Source organism: Noviherbaspirillum sp. (assembly GCF_035254685.1).
In the GTDB taxonomy this organism is placed as follows: Bacteria; Pseudomonadota; Gammaproteobacteria; order Burkholderiales; family Burkholderiaceae_D; genus Noviherbaspirillum.
Genome location: NZ_DATFAI010000040.1, coordinates 40711 through 56935, shown reverse-complemented (window position 1 = coordinate 56935; position 16225 = coordinate 40711). Strand labels below are relative to the sequence as shown.

Sequence of the window (16225 nt, the reverse complement as noted above, 5' to 3'; positions counted from 1 at the left end):
GTCACTCCACCGTGAAATGACCGATGCCGTCGGCCCGCACCGCAACACTGGTATCGGCAGTCGCCAGCGTCAGCACGAAGGGCTTGTCGACCGGTTCGCGGCCGAACACGATGCGCAACGGATTGGTCTGTGCCGCGACCGGCGGACTGATGGACAGGGATATCGGCGCGCGCTTGAATTCCCGCTCGCGCAGCAGCTCATCCTGCGACATCGGCTCCCATTTCTCGCCATCACGGATCAGGAAACGGTAATGATCGGTATCGGCCTCGAAGGCGATCGGCCGGTTGCGCACAATCGCTTCGTCGCGCGCAAGCTGCATCAGCAGGGCGATGCGTTGCGCGTCATTCTGCAGGACCTGGTGTTCCCCAGGCATGGCATTGAACGCGACCACGCCCATCAGGATGCCGACGATCACGAGGACCACCAGCAATTCAAGCAATGTGAAACCGCGCGCCCTGCCGACGCGGCTCGCAGGCCTGGTACTGGAGAAAGAAACCTGGATTAGAGATCCCACGAACCGATATCTGCGTCGTTGCCGGTACCGCCCGGCTGTCCGTCGGCACCATAGGAGAAAATATCGACCTCGCCTTTTACGCCGGGGGACAGGTACTGGTACGAATTGCCCCACGGATCCTTCGGCAGCTTGTCGATATAGCCGCCGCTCTTCCAGCCGTTGGCGGCAGGCCCGGAAGTCGGCTTGGCGACCAGTGCCTGCAAGCCCTGCTCGGTCGTCGGATAACGCTGGTTGTCCAGCTTGTAGAGCTTGAGCGCCTGCATCAGCGTCGCGATGTCCTGCTTTGCAGCGGTAATGCGCGCGTCGTCAGCGCGACCCATCAGCTTGGGCACCACCAGTGCAGCAAGAATACCCATGATGACAACGACCACCATGATTTCAATCAGGGTAAAGCCGCGGCTGACGGCCTTGGCAAGCTTGCGACGTGGCGAAAAGGCAAGATGTGCAGTCATGGAAGTTTCTTTTCGAGAATGACAAATGAACATTAGTATAAGGCCAAGGGACGGTGGCGGCTTGCCCCAGCGCAAGCTGCTTACATCCGGATAGTCAAAGCGGGTACGACAGCACCGCACGGAAAAAGTGCTGCACGGCACAAAATTTCGTCGAAGATAGCCGATGTTTCCGTGTAGATAGGAGGAAATATTTCCCGATGCGCATCATTGCAGGGCTCATGCATTCGGGTCGCTTTGGTTAATGTGGTGGCGAAGGACGCATTATCCATGTCTCATGCGGATGCCGCGTTCCTGTAGTAACCGGCGATTACCCGTTTGCGCGCCGCAAGGCGAACAATGGCTCTCCTTACAATCTGAAGGAGGCAAAAGATCATGGCTGCAAAAAACATCCTGATGCTGGTCGGCGATTTCGGTGAAGATTACGAGATCATGGTGCCGTTCCAGGCCTTGCGGGCCGTGGGCCACGAGGTCCACGCAGTTTGCCCGGACAAGAAGGCGGGCGATTTTGTCATCACCGCGATCCACGATTTCGAGGGGCACCAGACCTACTCCGAAAAACCGGGACACCGCTTCACGCTGACGCATGATTTCGAGGCGGTGCAACCGGCGTCCTACGATGCGCTGCTGATCCCCGGCGGTCGCGCCCCGGAATACCTGAGACTCAATCCCACCCTGCTGGAGACAGTGCGCCATTTCGCCCAGGCGAAAAAGCCGATCGCTGCGATCTGCCACGGCGCGCAGATCCTTGCCGCTGCAGGCGTGCTCGAAGGCAAGCGCTGTTCTGCCTACCCGGCATGCCGGCCGGAAGTCGAGCAGGCAGGCGGGCATTACGCGGACATCGCAGTGGATGCAGCAATAACCGACGGCAATATCGTCAGTGCTCCGGCCTGGCCGGCACATCCCGCATGGATTGCGCAATTCCTCAAATTGCTGGGTACGGAGATCGTGCTATAACGAGGCAATGACTACCCGCAGGAGCTCCCATGTGTGAAATCTTCGTCAAGGCCGATCCCCACTTGTACGAATGCCGCGCGCGCTCCATCCGCCTGCATGGTGCGGTGACCTCGATCCGGCTGGAAAACCTGTTCTGGCATGCGCTGGAAGAAATCGCTTCACGCGACAGCATGAGCGTCAACCAGCTGATCACGAAGCTGTACGACGAACTGGTCGAATACCGCGGCGAAGTCGACAACTTCACCTCGTTCCTGCGGGTATGTTGCCTGCGTTATCTGTCGCTGATGGTCGACGGCGAAATTTCCACCGACAAAAGGATTCCTCTCAAGGGCATGCCGGCCATGAACGGTGGAACAAACATGGTGCTGGCGCAGTCTGGCAAATACTGAAGCAAGGAGACCGCCCATGTCGCTGCACCATGCCACCTCCGGCGAAAAGATCGACATCCGTCCGCTCGGCGCCAAGCTGCCGCAGACTCCGTCCACCGCGCTGCTCAGAACCGATGAACTCGAGGTTATGCGCGTTGTGCTGCCGAAGGGAAGGTCGGTGCCCGAGCATCGTATCGCGGGAGAAATCACGATCCAGTGCATTGAAGGTTCGGTAGAGGTGCAGGCGCACGACGCGACGCAAGTCCTGTCGGCGGCCGAGATGCTCTATCTCAAGGGCAATGTGCCGTACGCGCTGAATGCGCTGGAGGATTCATGTCTGTTGATGACGATCCTGCGCAAGCCGGGCGAAGAGCCGCCGCAAACAGGCATCTGATCAGGCCGATTCGATGCGCGGATCGCGCGACAGCAACCGCTCCATCATTTCGCGCGGAGAATCGCCATCGAACAGTACCGCGGCCACGGCATCGGCGATCGGCATGTCGATGCCGTGAGTGCGCGCGAGGGAACGCACCGCCTGCGCGCAGCGCACACCTTCCGCGACGTGGCCCAGTTCAGCGACGATGGTATCGAGCTTCTTGCCTTGTGCGAGGCCAAGTCCGACCTGCCGGTTGCGCGACAGGTCGCCGGTGCAGGTCAGGATGAGGTCGCCGACGCCTGCCAGTCCCATGAAGGTTTCGAGGCGGCCACCGAGCGCAATGCCAAGGCGGGTGATTTCCGCAAGGCCGCGCGTGATGAGCGCGGCACGCGCGTTCATGCCGAGGCCCATGCCGTCGATGACACCGGTGGCAATCGCGAGAATGTTCTTGACCGCGCCGCCGACCTCAACGCCCACCAGGTCATCCGTCGAGTACACGCGGATGAAATTGCCGTGGATGGCGCGCACCACGCGATCGCGCAGATCGGGCACATCGGATGCGATCGTCAGGGCGCAAGGCAGGCCACGCGCAACTTCCTGCGCGAACGACGGTCCGGACAAGGCGCCATGCGGAATGGCCGCGCCCAGTTCCTCATGCACGACCTGGTGCGGCAAGAGCTGTGTGTTTTCCTCGAAGCCCTTGCACAGCCAGACGATGTTGGGAATGCGATGGGACCGCAGTCGCTGCGCCAGCGGACGCAACCCCGCCACGGAAGAAGCAAGGATCAGCAGGCGTTCAGTGCCGGCGTTCACATTCGCGACCGCCGCGTCAAAGTCGGATGTGACCTGCAGGCTGTCCGGCAGCGCAAAGCCGGGGAAGTAGGCAACGTTCTCGCGCTTCGCCGCGGCCTCGCGCATGGCTTCCGCGTCGCGGCCCCAGAGGACGACGTTATGACGGTCCGCAAGCACGATGGCAAGAGCGGTGCCCCAGGCGCCAGCGCCGAGGATGGTGACGTTCATCGGCTGCGTGGGCCGGGAACCGGGAGCTGCTGCCATGGATTCTTATTCGCCCCAGACTTCCGATGCGCGCACGTAGCCGCCCTGGCCGTCACGATGCCGGACCTTGACCCAGCCGCCACCGACCGGCTCGAGATATTCCAGCAGCACGCCCTTGTCGGCGGTAAACACGACAGGGGCTGCATCGGACGCGGCTTCACGCACCTTGGCGTTGGCCACGTTAACCACCACATTGCGCCTGGTGCTCAGGAGCCTGGAGTCAACCCAGGACAGGTCGCCGGCCGCATCGCGCACCTTGGTCCATTCACCATAGGTGAGCACCACTTCGACCGGCATGCCGCGTGGTGCGACAAAGACCTTGCGTCCCTTGATCGAGGGCGCGTCGTACAACACCGCGGGCGCGGCACCCACCGACCTGAACTCGAGCGCTTGTGCGGTGCCGGCCATGGACAGCAGCAGCATCGGAAACACGAGCAATCGCGCAGACTTCATCAACACCCTCCTGTACTCGAAAAACGGCTGCCCGTTACTGCTTGGTTGCTGCTGTACCGTCCGGCATGACGATGCCGGAACCGCCCTCCTTCTGCTGCTGCTCGGCCAGTGCCTGCAGACGCTGCTGGTAGAAAGCCTCGAAATTGATTTCCGCCAGGTGCACGGGCGGGAAGCCGGCGCGGGTGACCATATCGGCGATATTGGCGCGAAGGTACGGATAGATGATATTTGGGCATCCGATGCCGAGCAGCGGATCGAGCTGTTCCGGCGGGATGTTGGCGGCCTCGAAAATCCCGGCCTGCTTGCCTTCCACGAGGAAGGCCACCTTGTCCTTGATCTTGGCGGTCACGGTAATGGTGACGGTCGATTCGAAGATGGTTTCCGCCAGTGCTTCGGCGCCGACGTCGACGGCCACTTCAATGTTCGGCGCTTCCTGCTCCAGGAAGATGGCCGGCGAATTGGGCTGCTCCAGCGACATGTCCTTCAGGTAGACGCGTTGGATCTGGAAGACGGGTTGTTGGTTTTGATCGGACATGGGCTACTTTCGTGAGTGTAATAATAAGGAAAAGGACGGCGAGCGCCGTCCCCTCGGATCATACTTCCTGGTCTCAGGAGCCTTGCAGAAGTGGATCAAGCTTACCCGCATGATCCAGCGCGCTCAAGTCGTCGAAGCCACCGACATGCGTTTCGCCGATATAAATCTGCGGCACGGTGCGCCGGCCGGTCTTCTGCATCATTTCGACGCGCTGCTCCGGCTGCAGGTCGACCCGGATCTTCTCGATGTTTTCAATGCCCTTAGACTTCAGGAGCCGTTCCGCCATCTGGCAATACGGGCAAACGGCGGTGGTGTACATTACAACGCGTGCAGTCATGATTGCTCCATTACTTCGCGATCGGCAGGCCCTGCGCCTGCCAGCCGGCGACGCCGCCATCCAGGCTGAACGCCTCCGCGAAACCGGCCTTCTTGAGCTGCGCCACGGCCTTGGCCGAGCGCACGCCGGACTGGCAAACGACGATCACGGACTTTGCCTTGAACTTGTCCAGCTCGCCGATCCTGTTCGACAGTTCCTTCAGGGGGATGTTCTTGGCGTCGCGCATGTGCCCTGCCGCGAATTCGGCCGGTTCGCGCACATCAAGGACCATGCCCTTGCCCTGGTTGATCAGCTGCGTGGCCTGCAGGATGGAGATGCGATCGCCGCGCCGCTGCAGGCTGGGCCATAACAGGGCGCCACCCGAGACGATTGCAATGCCGATCAGCCAAATATTGTCGAGTAAGAATTTCACAATGGTCCAAAATGGTTCGAAGCAATCCCGCCATTATAAAATAGAAGGCGGAGCAGCATTTCAAATCCCGGCTTCATCCTGTAAATTCCTTATTTCTTTCCATTTATCTGACCATGTACAAAATCGTTTTCATGCGCCACGGCGAGTCCACCTGGAACCTGGACAACCGCTTCACCGGGTGGACGGACGTCGACCTGACTGAAAAAGGCGCCGCCGAAGCGCGCCAGGCCGGCAAGATCCTGAAGGAAGCCGGCTTCACCTTCGACCTGGCCTACACGTCGGTCCTGAAGCGTGCCATCCGCACCCTCTGGCTGACCATGGACGAAATGGACCTGATGTGGCTGCCTGTGGTCAACGACTGGCGCCTTAACGAGCGCCACTACGGCGCGCTGCAAGGCCTGAACAAGGCAGAAACCGCCGCGAAGTACGGCGACGAGCAGGTGCTGGTCTGGCGCCGCAGCTACGACACCCCGCCGAATCCGCTGGAGCCGAATGATCCGCGCGCCTCGTACAACGACCCGCGCTATGCGCACCTCAAGCGCGAACAGATTCCGCTTACCGAATGCCTGAAAGACACCGTTGCGCGCGTCATGCCCGCATGGGATGAATCGATCGCCCCGGCGATTCGCGCCGGCAAGCGCATCCTCGTTTCCGCGCACGGCAACAGCCTGCGCGCGCTGATCAAGATGCTGGACAACATCAGCGACAAGGACATCGTCGGCCTGAACATCCCGAACGGCCAGCCGCTGGTCTATGAACTGGATGCGGATCTGAAGCCGATCAAGAGCTACTACCTGGGTGACCAGGCAGCCATCGAAGCGGCGATGAAGGCCGTCGCCAGCCAGGGCAAGGCCAAGTAAGCAGGCATGTCTTCCCCGGGCCACTCCGCAACCAGATAGGAATCTCCTTGTTCGATCGCACGTCAGCCGCAAGGAGATTGCTCGGTTTGCTCGGAGTGGCGGCATTGCTGGCGCACCTGCCGGCGGACGCCGGCAAGCTCAGCGAGCGCGCGCAGCAGAAGCAAGAAGCCGAGGAAGAGCGCGCCGATCTGCAGAAGAAACTCAGCGCACTCAAGCGCGACATCGATCACACCGAAGCGGCGCGATCCCACGCCGCCGACGCCCTCGCCCATTCGGAAGCGGCCATCTCACAAGCCAACCGCGCCTTGTTCGAACTGGCCGGCGACCAGCGCGACATCGAGTCGAAGATTGCGGCCTTGTCGGCGGAACAGGACAAACTGGGAAAATCCATCGGCGAGCAGCAGAAGCGCCTCGCCAGGCTACTGCGCGACCAGTATGTCGCCGGAAATGAAGACCGCATCAAGCTGCTGCTGTCCGGCGACAACCCCAATCGCATCAACCGCGACCTGCAGTACATGGGCTATGTATCGCAGGCGCAGGCCCGGCTGATCGACTCCCTGCGGGCCAACCTCAAGGCGATCGAGGACAACAAGGCGGCCTCGCAGGAAGCGCGTACAGAACTCGACGGGATCGCACAGGAACAGCGTCGCCAGAAGGAGCAGCTGGAGCAGGAAAAGGCGTGCCACGCGACTCTGCTTACCCAGTTGTCGAGCAGACTGACGGCGCAGCGCAAGCAGGCCGGCAATATCGAACGCGACGACCAGCGCCTCGCAGGGTTGGTCGACAGACTGGCAAAATTGATCGAAGAGCAACGCAAGGCCGAGGCCGCGGCGCAGGAAAGGCGCCGGCAGGAACAGCTGGCGCGTGCGAAGGCAAGAACCGAGGCAACGGCCTCCTCAAGAGTGAGTTCCGTCAAGGCGCCGCGGCGCAATCCTGATGCAATTGACGATGATGCACCACCAAAATTGTTGGGGCGAAATGAACTCACACCTGATGCCAGCGTCCAACACGGGGCGATCGGACACGGATTCGATGCCCTGCGCGGCCAGCTGCGGCTGCCGGTCAAGGGCGACCTGGTCGCCAGATTCGGCGGCAAGCGCGGCGACGGTCCCAACTGGAAAGGGCTGTTCATCCGCACCGCGGAGGGCGCAGAGGTGAAAGCCGTCGCCGGCGGCCAGGTCGTCTTCGCGGACTGGCTGCGGGGTTTTGGCAATCTGATCATCATCGACCATGGCGACCAGTACATGACCATCTACGGCAACAACCAGGCCGTGCTGAAACGGGTCGGAGATATTGTCAAAACCGGCGACACCATTGCCAGTGCCGGCAACAGCGGCGGCAACGAACAATCGGGTTTATACTTTGAGATGCGGCATCAGGGCCGTGCAATCGATCCGCAAGCCTGGCTTTCAGGCCCGTCCACACGATGACCATGGATGGGCCTGAAAGCCAGGTTCGTGTATTGCGTTACTTTCAGGTGGAGACATGAGCAGCAAACTGAAGAACTTCGGCCTTATCGGTCTTGGCGTCATCGCGGGCATCGCCGGCTCGATGCAATTCGAGGCGAGCGCGCAGAAGAACACGTCGCCGCTGCCCCTGGAAGAACTGCGCCAGCTGGCCGACGTGTTCGGCCTGATCAAGACCGACTACGTGGAGCCGGTCGAAGACAAGAAGCTGCTGACCGAGGCCATTTCCGGCATGGTCGCCTCGCTTGATCCGCACTCCGCCTACCTCGACAAGAAAGCCTTCAAGGAATTGCGCGAAGGCACGCAAGGCAAGTTCGTCGGTCTCGGCATCGAAGTCGGCATGGAAGACGGCTACGTCAAGGTCATTTCTCCGATCGAGGATTCGCCTGCATTCAAGGCCGGACTGAAAGCCGGCGACCTGATCACCCGCCTCGACAGCACGCCGGTCAAGGGCCTGACGCTGGATGAAGCGGTCAAGCGCATGCGCGGCGAGCCGAACACCAAGATCACGCTGACCATCGCCCGCAAGGACGAAGACAAGCCGATCATCGTCACCATCGTGCGCCAGGAAATCCGCGTGCAAAGCGTGAAATCCAAGGTCATCGAGCCGGGTTACGCCTGGCTGCGCGTGGCGCAGTTCCAGGAACCGACGGTGGACGACCTGTCCAAGAAGATCGCGGCGATTTACGCCCAGGACCCGAACCTGAAGGGCCTTGTGCTCGACCTGCGCAACGATCCGGGCGGCGTGCTGCCGGGCGCGATTGGCGTCTCCGCGGCGTTCCTGCCGAAGGATGTGCCGGTCGTCTCGACCAACGGCCAGCTGCCGGATTCGAAGCAGACCTTTTACGCCCGCCGCGAGTTCTACACCTCCTCGCGCATGTCGACCAGCGATCCGCTGACGAAGCTGCCTGATGCGGTGAAGAAAGTGCCGATGGTCGTGCTGGTCAATACCGGCTCCGCCTCTGCCTCGGAAATCGTGGCCGGCGCTCTCCAGGATTACAAGCGCGCCACCATCATGGGCACGCAGACCTTCGGCAAGGGCTCGGTGCAGACCATCCGCCAGCTGACTGCCGATACCGCGGTGAAGCTGACCACGGCCCGCTACTACACGCCGAACGGCCGCTCCATCCAGGCGCGCGGCATCGTGCCTGACCTGCTGGTCGACGAATACGCCGATGGCGACGGTCTGAACGGCCTGCGCCTGCGCGAGGCCGATCTGCAGAAGCACCTGCACAACGACAAGGACAAGGACGAGACGGCGCGCAAGATCGATGAGGTGGAAGAGGAAAAACAGATTGCCGCCCTTGAGAAGAAGCACAAGCCGCTCGAGTTCGGCAGCAAGGACGACTTCCAGCTGGCACAGGCGCTGAACCACCTGAAGGGCCTGCCGGTCCAGCTGGCCAAGGCTCCCAAGATCGAAAGCAAGAAGGAAAACACGATCAACGAGAAGAAGAACGGCAACGGTAACGGAAATGGAAACGGGCACAGCGACAAGAAATAAGCCCGGGTTGAGATGAAGAAAGGCCGCAGCGATGCGGCCTTTTCTTTTTCGACAGACCTTTCTCTCCGACCATGTCCTTGCTCCCCATATCCTTGCTCCATGACATGGCACCTTTTTTGCGTGTTGTCATCCCTCCGGCGCCGATAGCGGGTACCTTACGTACAGGACAGAGAGACAAGCATGCAAGATCCTGCAACCTCATCTGCAACATCACGACCCGTGCAGGCCCATCGCCAATCGTGGGTAAAGAAACTCGGGCCCGGATTGATCACGGGCGCGGCGGACGATGATCCGAGCGGCATAGCGACCTATTCGCAGGCCGGGGCGCAGTTCGGCCCGAACATGCTCTGGACGGTGTTCCTCACTTATCCGCTGATGGTCGGCATCCAGATCATCAGCGCCAAGATCGGACGGGTGAGCGGCCACGGCCTTGCCAGCAACATGCGCCTGCACTATCCCGCATGGCTGCTCTATCTCGTCGTCGGGCTGTTGCTGGTCGCCAATACCATCAATATCGCAGCGGATGTTTCCGCCATGGGTGAGTCGCTTTCCCTGCTCACCGGCGGCCCGGCGCAGCCATATGCGGCGGGACTTGGCATTATTTCCCTCCTGCTGCAAATGTTCATCCCCTATAGCCGTTACGTCAGGCTGCTCAAATGGCTGACGCTCGGCTTGCTGGCCTATGTCGCCACGGTGTTCGTGGTAGAGGTTCCATGGGCGCAAGCGGTCGAGCACACCCTGCTGCCGCACCTGTCATGGACGCCGGAATATCTGACCACCGTCGTCGCTGTCTTCGGCACGACCATCAGTCCCTACCTGTTCTTCTGGCAGGCATCGGAAGAAGTGGAAGAACTGCGGGCCAAACCGACCTCGCGACCGCTGAATGAAGCGCCCGAGCAGGCGAGGTCGAACTTCAGGCGCATCCGGCTCGACACCATCATCGGCATGGGCTTTTCCAACCTGGTAGCCTTCTTCATCATCCTCACGGCAGCCGTGACGCTGCATGTGCACGGCGTCACCGATATCCAGACATCGGCGCAGGCCGCCGCCGCGCTGGAGCCGATCGCCGGCCATTTCGCCTTCCTGCTCTTCAGCGCCGGCATCATCGGCACCGGCCTGCTGGCGGTACCCGTCCTTGCCGGCTCGGCCGCCTATGCAATGGCGGGCGCATTCAACTGGAAGAACGGGCTCGAATATGCACCCGGCGCGGCCAGGAAGTTCTACGCCATCATCGCCGTCGCCACGCTGGGCGGCATCGGCCTGTGCTTCACGCCGATCGACCCCATCAAGGCACTGTACTGGAGCGCGGTGATCAACGGCGTGATTTCGGTGCCGATCATGGTAGTGATGATGCTGATGGCATCGCGGCGGGAAATCATGGGGCAGTTCGTCATCGGTCCCCGCCTGCGCATTGCCGGCTGGCTGGCGACCGGCATGATGGGTGCCGCGGTCCTTGCCATGTTCTGGGCACAACTGCGCTGATGCATTTTTCTCAGAGGCAAAATGCTGGTGCGCACCTTGTGCGCGCTTTAGAATGGAATGCACGACAATTTCGCCCGGCGCCTTCCGGCCGGGCAAGCAGGCCCACTTCATGAACGACAATCAACTTCTCCGCTATTCCCGTCATATCCTGCTGGAAGAGATCGGTATCGAGGGGCAGGAAAAACTGCTGGCAGCCCATGCGCTGATCATCGGCGCCGGCGGCCTCGGCTCACCTGCCGCGTACTACCTGGCTTCAGCCGGCATCGGCAAGATCACGCTGGTCGACAACGACAATGTCGATCTCACCAATCTGCAGCGCCAGATCCTGCACACGACGGAGCGCGTCGGGCAACCGAAGGCGCAATCCGGCAAGCAGACACTGGCACAGATCAACCCTGAAGTCGAGGTGGTCGCGCTGGCCGAGCGCGTCGAAGGCGAACGCCTTTCCGAACTGGTGCGCGAGGCCACCGTCGTGCTCGACTGCAGCGACAATTTCACGACCCGACATGCAGTCAACCTCGCCTGCGTAACGCACAAGGTGCCGCTGGTGTCGGGCGCAGCGATCCGTTTCGACGGTCAGATCTCGGTCTACGATACCCGCAAGGAAGATGCGCCCTGCTATGCCTGCCTGTTCCCGCCGGAACAGCAGTTCGAGGAAGTGTTGTGCTCGACGATGGGCGTATTCGCGCCGCTGGTCGGCATCATTGGTGCGATGCAGGCGGCGGAAGCCCTGAAGCTGGTGGCCGATGTCGGTGAATCACTGGCGGGCCGCCTCCTGCTGCTCGATGCCCGCCGCATGGAGTGGACCAGTATCAGCATCGCGCGCACCCCGGCCTGCTCCGTCTGCGGGCAGGCATCTACTCCTGCATGAGCATGGCGCGCATCGAGCAGGCGGCGATGGTATCAACGATACCGTCGCGATCGGATGAAGCGAATTTTTCCATCGGCGCATCGCTGCCGCCGCTTGGGCCGGACGTGTTGCCGGAAGCATCGAAGACCGGGCGGGACAGGCGGTAAATCGCGAAGTGGCGCGACACCGCGGGCAAGGATTCCGTCGGGCCGACAGGATCATCGTCGAAGGCGGCACTTGCATTCAGCGCCTGCGTCGACGGCGCGAGCAGGAAGCGTCCTGCTGCCGTCGCCATGCGCGCATCATCGCTTCCGCAACTCGTCAGCGCCAACGCGGCGGCGCTCGCAAGGACTGCAACCAACCCTGCCTGCAAGATGGCGCCCCTGGATTCTCTGAACATGGTGATCTCCCCTGCCAAGATTATTGGCGTTTTCCTGCCGCGCTCTTTGGCCTGTATCAAGCGGCTTACAGCGACGGACTCTTTGCGCCACCAGCCTTTGATCCAAGACGGCCGTCAGCAGGGGAGAAATCCGGGTGCTACAATCGATCGGCCGTTTTCATTTCCTCCCTGCAATCAGCGCCGCCACTCATGCCCGCAGCCGATCTCGCCAAGCTGGTTTTCCTCGCTGCCATCTGGGGAGGCTCTTTCATCTTCCTGCGGGTTGCGGCACCGGAATTCGGCCCCGTCCTGACCGCTGCGCTGCGCACCTCGCTGGCCGGCCTCGCCCTGATGGCATTCGCCACGCTGACCGACGTGCCAATGGACTGGCGCAAGAACCTGAAACCCTATGTGCTGGTCGGCCTGACCGCGGGCGTGCTGCCGTTTTCCTGTTTCTCCTTCGCCGCCCTGTATCTGCCCGCCGCGCACTCAGCGGTACTCAATGCCACCGCGCCGCTGTTCGGCGCCGCTTTCTCCGTCCTCTGGCTGGAGGAACGCCTCACCATCCTCAAGCTGCTCGGCCTGCTGCTCGGCATCGCCGGTGTCGCGATCCTGGTCGGCGCCGGCAGCCTGCCAATCACTGCCGCTACCCTGCTGGCAATCGGCGCCTGCCTGGCGGCGGCCGCCTGCTACGCGCTGTCGAGCATCATCGTGAAGAAAACCGGGCGCCCGGGCGGCATCCATCCGATCGCCATGGCAACCGGTTCCCTCGCACTGGGCGGGTTGATCATGGCCCCGGGCATACCCTTCGTCCTGCCGGCGGCCATGCCTTCGCTGCCGGCGTTCGGCTGTATCGTCGCCATTGCCCTGCTGTCGTCCGGCGTAGCGCAGGCGCTGTTCATTCCATTGATCGTCCGTGTCGGGCCGACGCGGGCAATGAGCGTGTCCTTCCTGATCCCGCTGTTCAGCATGCTGTGGGGATTCATTTTCCTGCATGAAGCGGTCGGATCGTCGACGCTGGTCGGGGGACTGATCGTGCTGGCATCCATGGGCATGGTCCTGTCAGCGTCGCGCCATGATTCGGCCACCCCGGAGCACTGACTGCATGTGCAAACACGATTTCGCCATCCATCATCCCTTGCTGACTGCCCTGGCCCTGTCGATGGGCGCGGCCATCTCGCTCGGCCTCACGCGCTTTTCCTACGCGCTGCTACTGCCGCCGATGCGCGCCGACCTGGGCTGGTCCTATCTTCTTGCCGGGGCGATGAATACCGCCAACGCGTTGGGCTACTTCATCGGCGCGCTGATGACCCCGATGCTGATGCGGCGCTTCAGCGCGCAGACAGCCCTGATCGGCGGCGCGCTGCTGGCGAGCGTGTTCATGGCACTGTCGGGCTTCGTCACGAATGCCGACATGCTGTTGCTGCAGCGCGTCCTGGCGGGCATCGCCAGCGCCTTCATCTTCATCGCGGGCGGCGTACTGGCCGCACGGCTGGCGGGCCTGCATGCGGGACGCGCCGGCTTCCTGATCGGCCTGTATTACGGCGGTACGGGATTCGGCATCAGTCTGTCGGCGCTGATGGTGCCCGCGATCCTGGGCATGGCGTCCACGCGGGGAGTTGCGCATGCGTGGCAATGGGCATGGCTGGCGCTCGGCGCGATCTGCCTGGTGCTGACGGCGCTGATGGCGGGGCCGGCGCACCATATCGAAGGCAAGACGACAGCCAGCGGCAGCCACAGCCATTTCAGGATCCGCTCCTTCGCCTTCGGGCTGGCGGGCTACTTCATGTTCGGCGTCGGCTATATCGGCTACATGACCTTCGTGATCGCGCTGCTGAAGGAGCAAGGCATGCAGGCACCGGCGATCACGGCTTTCTATGCGCTGCTCGGGCTGGCGGTGGTGGCTTCCTCGCGCGTCTGGGCGCGCATGCTGGATCATTTCAAGGGCGGACAGTCGCTGGCGATCCTGAATGCGCTGCTTGGCGTGGCGACGATATTGCCGGTACTGAGTTCAGCGCCGCTTGCGGTGTTTGCTTCGGGCGTGCTGTTCGGCGGCGTGTTTCTGTCGGTGGTTGCGTCCACCACCGCGCTGGTGCGCCATAACTTGCCGTCGGAAGCGTGGTCGGCGGGCATCAGCGGATTCACTACGGTGTTCGCCTTCGGGCAGATCGCCGGCCCGACGGTCGTCGGATGGATCTCCGACACGGCAGGCGGCCTGCATCGCGGGCTGGTGTTTTCCGCGATGGCCTTGTTCGTTGGCGCCCTGCTGGCCACGCGGCAACGCGCCCTGTCGCACGGCTGAGTTCAGCCGGCAGCGTCGTCCCACACGATCTGCGCGGCCAACGCGCCGCGCAAGGCATTGCACACCACGATTTCCTCGGCCCTACGCAGATCGCTGCGCGTCAGGCTGCGCTCTGCGGCATGCCACGCGGGATCGGCAAGCAGGCGCGAGCGCATCACGCCGGGCAGCAAGCCCGCATCCAGCGGGGGCGTGAACCAGTTGCCGTCGACCTTGACGAACACGTTGCTGCGCCCGCCTTCGGTCAGTTCGCCGCGCTCGTTGAAGAAGAGCATGTCGAATGCGCCCAGCGATTCAGCCGTGCGCCATGCGGCGTCGTAGCGTTCCCGCACGGAGGATTTGTGGCGCAGGAACAGTTCATCCGACTGTGTCGCGTCGGGCGCGAGCAAGACCTTCACCGGCGTCGCGAGCGATGCCATGGGAGCGGTCTGTATGCTGATGCTGCCGTCCTGCTTCAGTGCCAGGCGCATGCGATGCGCACCTTCCGCTGGCAGCGTATCGCATGACTGGCGAACGCGCGCACGGATCGCCTGCTCGTCGAATGCAAAGCCGAAGTACGCAGCTGATGATCCGAGTCGATTCAGGTGCAAATCGACATGCCGGCAGCCTTCAGCATGCGTCGCGCGCATCGTCTCGAACAGTTCGAACTCCTGCGGCAGGCCGGTGAGGAAGCGCGCCTTCAGGCTGCATTCGGCGAATTCGTCCGTTGCGACGCTGTCATGCACGATGCCCGCGCCGACGCCCATTTCGCCCTTGCGCACCCCGCCTTGCGGCGCCTGCAGGGCCAGCGTGCGGATCGGTACCGAGAGGCAGAAATCGCCGAGGCGGCGGCCTGCATGCGCTGCGTCGAACCAGCCGATCGCGCCAGTGTAGATGCCGCGCGCATCGGGTTCGAGCTCGCGGATGATCTGCATTGTGCGGCGCTTGGGCGCGCCCGTGATCGATCCGCAGGGATACAGTGCGCCGAACACCTCGGCCAGGCCGACATCTTCACGCACATCTGCCTGCACGGTGGAGGTCATCTGCAATACGCTGGTGTAGCGATCGACGCTGAACAGCTTCGGCACGCGCACCGAACCGAAGCGTGCAACGCGCCCCAGGTCGTTGCGCAGCAGGTCGACGATCATCAGATTTTCGGCGCGGTTCTTCGGATCGGCGGCGAGCGATGCCGCGCGATGTGCATCCTGCTGCGCGTCGCCGGTGGCGGGCGCCGTGCCTTTCATCGGACGCGCGGTGATGATCCCCTGCTCGTGCCGCATGAACAGTTCGGGCGACAACGATAACACCGCCTCGCCTTCCGGCAGCATGATCAGTGCGCCATAGGGCACAGGCTGGCGCTGGCGCAGGCGACGATACAGCCCTTGCGGCGTTCCGTAGGCATCGAAGCGCAGCCGGAAGGTGTAGTTGGTCTGGTAGGTGTCGCCGGCTTCGATCCAGGCATGGATGCGATCGATGGCCGTGGCGAATTCCTGTTCGCTGATCGTGGGCGTGATGCGGCTGATTCCCGCGTGCTGTGACGCTGGCATGGAGGCTTCCAGCCACGTTTCAACCTGCGCCGCAGACATCCGCTCGCAGTGATCGAACAGCAGCACTTGCGCCAGCGCCGGCACCGGATCGCGCGGCATGATGCCCTGCATTTCCGCACCCAGCTCGTAGGAAAACAATCCGACCGCATGCTTGCCCAGCCGCAGCGCGTCTTCCATCTCCCTCAGTACGGCCGGCAGTTCGGCAGCACTATGACATCGCAGGCTGGCCGCAACACCGGTGTACAGGCGCGAGCGCGGATCGGCGTCGCTGGCGTCGCAATCGTCGAGCAGGGCAAAGCAGTCGGCAGTGGTGCGGGATGGGAGATCCAAGGCGGTATCAGGCTGTGTGAAGGAGGTTGCGGCAGCTCGCCCTAGTCAGGCAGCCGTCGCCAGCTCGTATTGTAA

19 protein-coding genes are annotated in these 16225 nt (G+C 62.5%); 10 read left to right on the top strand and 9 right to left on the bottom strand.

Annotated features, from left to right (window positions below; all coding sequences use genetic code 11):
• Position 1: 1 nt before the first annotated feature.
• Both VJ698_RS17300 and gspG read right to left on the bottom strand, forming a co-directional pair.
• Positions 2-514, bottom strand: coding sequence for a GspH/FimT family pseudopilin (locus tag VJ698_RS17300; protein WP_324104036.1), 513 nt, complete (start codon positions 512-514; stop codon positions 2-4).
• Positions 502-966 (bottom strand): type II secretion system major pseudopilin GspG, encoded by a 465-nt coding sequence (gene gspG, locus VJ698_RS17295; protein ID WP_324104035.1) that lies wholly within the window; start codon positions 964-966, stop codon positions 502-504. Before gspG ends, VJ698_RS17300 begins: the two co-directional genes overlap by 13 nt.
• Positions 967-1338: 372 nt before the next feature.
• Here gspG and VJ698_RS17290 point away from each other — a divergent pair, with 372 nt between their 5' ends.
• From VJ698_RS17290 to VJ698_RS17280, 3 genes are read left to right on the top strand one after another with little or no spacing between them, the layout of a single operon-like run.
• Positions 1339-1920, top strand: coding sequence for a DJ-1/PfpI family protein (locus VJ698_RS17290; RefSeq protein WP_324104034.1), 582 nt, complete (start codon positions 1339-1341; stop codon positions 1918-1920).
• Positions 1921-1949: 29 nt separating this feature from the next.
• Positions 1950-2309, top strand: a complete 360-nt coding sequence (locus tag VJ698_RS17285; RefSeq protein ID WP_324104033.1) for a ribbon-helix-helix domain-containing protein — start codon at positions 1950-1952, stop codon at positions 2307-2309.
• 16 nt (positions 2310-2325) lie between these two features.
• Positions 2326-2682, top strand: coding sequence for a cupin (locus VJ698_RS17280; RefSeq protein WP_324104032.1), 357 nt, complete (start codon positions 2326-2328; stop codon positions 2680-2682).
• Here the strand turns inward: VJ698_RS17280 and VJ698_RS17275 are convergent, their stop codons facing one another.
• The 5 genes from VJ698_RS17275 to VJ698_RS17255 all read right to left on the bottom strand — a co-directional run bounded on the left by VJ698_RS17275 (position 2683) and on the right by VJ698_RS17255 (position 5457).
• Positions 2683-3684 (bottom strand): NAD(P)H-dependent glycerol-3-phosphate dehydrogenase, encoded by a 1002-nt coding sequence (locus VJ698_RS17275; protein WP_324104102.1) that lies wholly within the window; start codon positions 3682-3684, stop codon positions 2683-2685.
• Positions 3685-3726: 42 nt separating this feature from the next.
• Complete coding sequence (locus VJ698_RS17270) at positions 3727-4173, bottom strand: SH3 domain-containing protein (protein ID WP_414691181.1); 447 nt, start codon at positions 4171-4173, stop codon at positions 3727-3729.
• A gap of 34 nt (positions 4174-4207) precedes the next feature.
• Positions 4208-4708 carry a protein-export chaperone SecB gene (gene secB / locus VJ698_RS17265; protein WP_324104031.1) on the bottom strand — a complete coding sequence of 167 codons (501 nt, stop codon included), beginning with the start codon at positions 4706-4708 and terminating at the stop codon, positions 4208-4210.
• A 73-nt stretch (positions 4709-4781) separates the two neighbouring features.
• Positions 4782-5045 carry a glutaredoxin 3 gene (gene grxC / locus VJ698_RS17260; RefSeq protein WP_324104030.1) on the bottom strand — a complete coding sequence of 88 codons (264 nt, stop codon included), beginning with the start codon at positions 5043-5045 and terminating at the stop codon, positions 4782-4784.
• Positions 5046-5055: 10 nt separating this feature from the next.
• A complete protein-coding gene (locus VJ698_RS17255) occupies positions 5056-5457 on the bottom strand; it encodes a rhodanese-like domain-containing protein (RefSeq protein ID WP_324104029.1) in 402 nt (133 codons plus the stop codon).
• Between the two features lie 113 nt (positions 5458-5570).
• Between VJ698_RS17255 and gpmA the strand changes: the two genes are divergently transcribed.
• The 5 genes from gpmA to VJ698_RS17230 all read left to right on the top strand — a co-directional run bounded on the left by gpmA (position 5571) and on the right by VJ698_RS17230 (position 11637).
• Complete coding sequence (gpmA, locus tag VJ698_RS17250; RefSeq protein ID WP_324104028.1) at positions 5571-6317, top strand: 2,3-diphosphoglycerate-dependent phosphoglycerate mutase; 747 nt, start codon at positions 5571-5573, stop codon at positions 6315-6317.
• A gap of 47 nt (positions 6318-6364) precedes the next feature.
• On the top strand, positions 6365-7747 hold the full coding sequence (locus VJ698_RS17245; protein ID WP_414691180.1) for a murein hydrolase activator EnvC family protein: 1383 nt from the start codon (positions 6365-6367) through the stop codon (positions 7745-7747).
• Positions 7748-7802: 55 nt separating this feature from the next.
• Positions 7803-9284: a S41 family peptidase gene (locus VJ698_RS17240; protein WP_324104027.1), complete on the top strand. Its 1482-nt coding sequence runs from the start codon at positions 7803-7805 to the stop codon at positions 9282-9284.
• A 180-nt stretch (positions 9285-9464) separates the two neighbouring features.
• Positions 9465-10766, top strand: coding sequence for a divalent metal cation transporter (locus VJ698_RS17235; protein WP_324104026.1), 1302 nt, complete (start codon positions 9465-9467; stop codon positions 10764-10766).
• 109 nt (positions 10767-10875) lie between these two features.
• The gene (locus VJ698_RS17230) at positions 10876-11637 is read left to right on the top strand and encodes a molybdopterin-synthase adenylyltransferase MoeB (protein ID WP_324104025.1); all 762 of its coding nucleotides are present in this window, start codon (positions 10876-10878) and stop codon (positions 11635-11637) included.
• On the opposite strand, the gene VJ698_RS17225 is transcribed toward VJ698_RS17230, so the two are convergent.
• The gene (locus VJ698_RS17225; RefSeq protein WP_324104024.1) at positions 11624-12016 is read right to left on the bottom strand and encodes a hypothetical protein; all 393 of its coding nucleotides are present in this window, start codon (positions 12014-12016) and stop codon (positions 11624-11626) included. The two genes, VJ698_RS17230 and VJ698_RS17225, sit on opposite strands and share 14 nt — an antisense overlap.
• A 189-nt stretch (positions 12017-12205) precedes the next feature.
• Here VJ698_RS17225 and VJ698_RS17220 point away from each other — a divergent pair, with 189 nt between their 5' ends.
• Together VJ698_RS17220 and VJ698_RS17215 are read left to right on the top strand one after the other, a co-directional pair.
• On the top strand, positions 12206-13096 hold the full coding sequence (locus tag VJ698_RS17220; RefSeq protein ID WP_324104023.1) for a DMT family transporter: 891 nt from the start codon (positions 12206-12208) through the stop codon (positions 13094-13096).
• A gap of 4 nt (positions 13097-13100) precedes the next feature.
• A complete protein-coding gene (locus VJ698_RS17215) occupies positions 13101-14297 on the top strand; it encodes a YbfB/YjiJ family MFS transporter (protein WP_324104022.1) in 1197 nt (398 codons plus the stop codon).
• A gap of 2 nt (positions 14298-14299) precedes the next feature.
• On the opposite strand, the gene pabB is transcribed toward VJ698_RS17215, so the two are convergent.
• Positions 14300-16150: an aminodeoxychorismate synthase component I gene (gene pabB, locus VJ698_RS17210; RefSeq protein ID WP_324104021.1), complete on the bottom strand. Its 1851-nt coding sequence runs from the start codon at positions 16148-16150 to the stop codon at positions 14300-14302.
• Positions 16151-16225: the final 75 nt, after the last annotated feature.

Coding starts and splice junctions, on each gene's coding strand:
- gspG (WP_324104035.1), bottom strand. CDS start 966: ATGACTGCACATCTTGCCTTTTCGCCACGTCGCAAGCTTGCCAAGGCC.
- VJ698_RS17290 (WP_324104034.1), top strand. CDS start 1,339: ATGGCTGCAAAAAACATCCTGATGCTGGTCGGCGATTTCGGTGAAGAT.
- VJ698_RS17285 (WP_324104033.1), top strand. CDS start 1,950: ATGTGTGAAATCTTCGTCAAGGCCGATCCCCACTTGTACGAATGCCGC.
- VJ698_RS17280 (WP_324104032.1), top strand. CDS start 2,326: ATGTCGCTGCACCATGCCACCTCCGGCGAAAAGATCGACATCCGTCCG.
- VJ698_RS17275 (WP_324104102.1), bottom strand. CDS start 3,684: ATGAACGTCACCATCCTCGGCGCTGGCGCCTGGGGCACCGCTCTTGCC.
- VJ698_RS17270 (WP_414691181.1), bottom strand. CDS start 4,173: ATGAAGTCTGCGCGATTGCTCGTGTTTCCGATGCTGCTGCTGTCCATG.
- secB (WP_324104031.1), bottom strand. CDS start 4,708: ATGTCCGATCAAAACCAACAACCCGTCTTCCAGATCCAACGCGTCTAC.
- grxC (WP_324104030.1), bottom strand. CDS start 5,045: ATGACTGCACGCGTTGTAATGTACACCACCGCCGTTTGCCCGTATTGC.
- gpmA (WP_324104028.1), top strand. CDS start 5,571: ATGTACAAAATCGTTTTCATGCGCCACGGCGAGTCCACCTGGAACCTG.
- VJ698_RS17240 (WP_324104027.1), top strand. CDS start 7,803: ATGAGCAGCAAACTGAAGAACTTCGGCCTTATCGGTCTTGGCGTCATC.
- VJ698_RS17235 (WP_324104026.1), top strand. CDS start 9,465: ATGCAAGATCCTGCAACCTCATCTGCAACATCACGACCCGTGCAGGCC.
- VJ698_RS17230 (WP_324104025.1), top strand. CDS start 10,876: ATGAACGACAATCAACTTCTCCGCTATTCCCGTCATATCCTGCTGGAA.
- VJ698_RS17225 (WP_324104024.1), bottom strand. CDS start 12,016: ATGTTCAGAGAATCCAGGGGCGCCATCTTGCAGGCAGGGTTGGTTGCA.
- VJ698_RS17220 (WP_324104023.1), top strand. CDS start 12,206: ATGCCCGCAGCCGATCTCGCCAAGCTGGTTTTCCTCGCTGCCATCTGG.
- VJ698_RS17215 (WP_324104022.1), top strand. CDS start 13,101: ATGTGCAAACACGATTTCGCCATCCATCATCCCTTGCTGACTGCCCTG.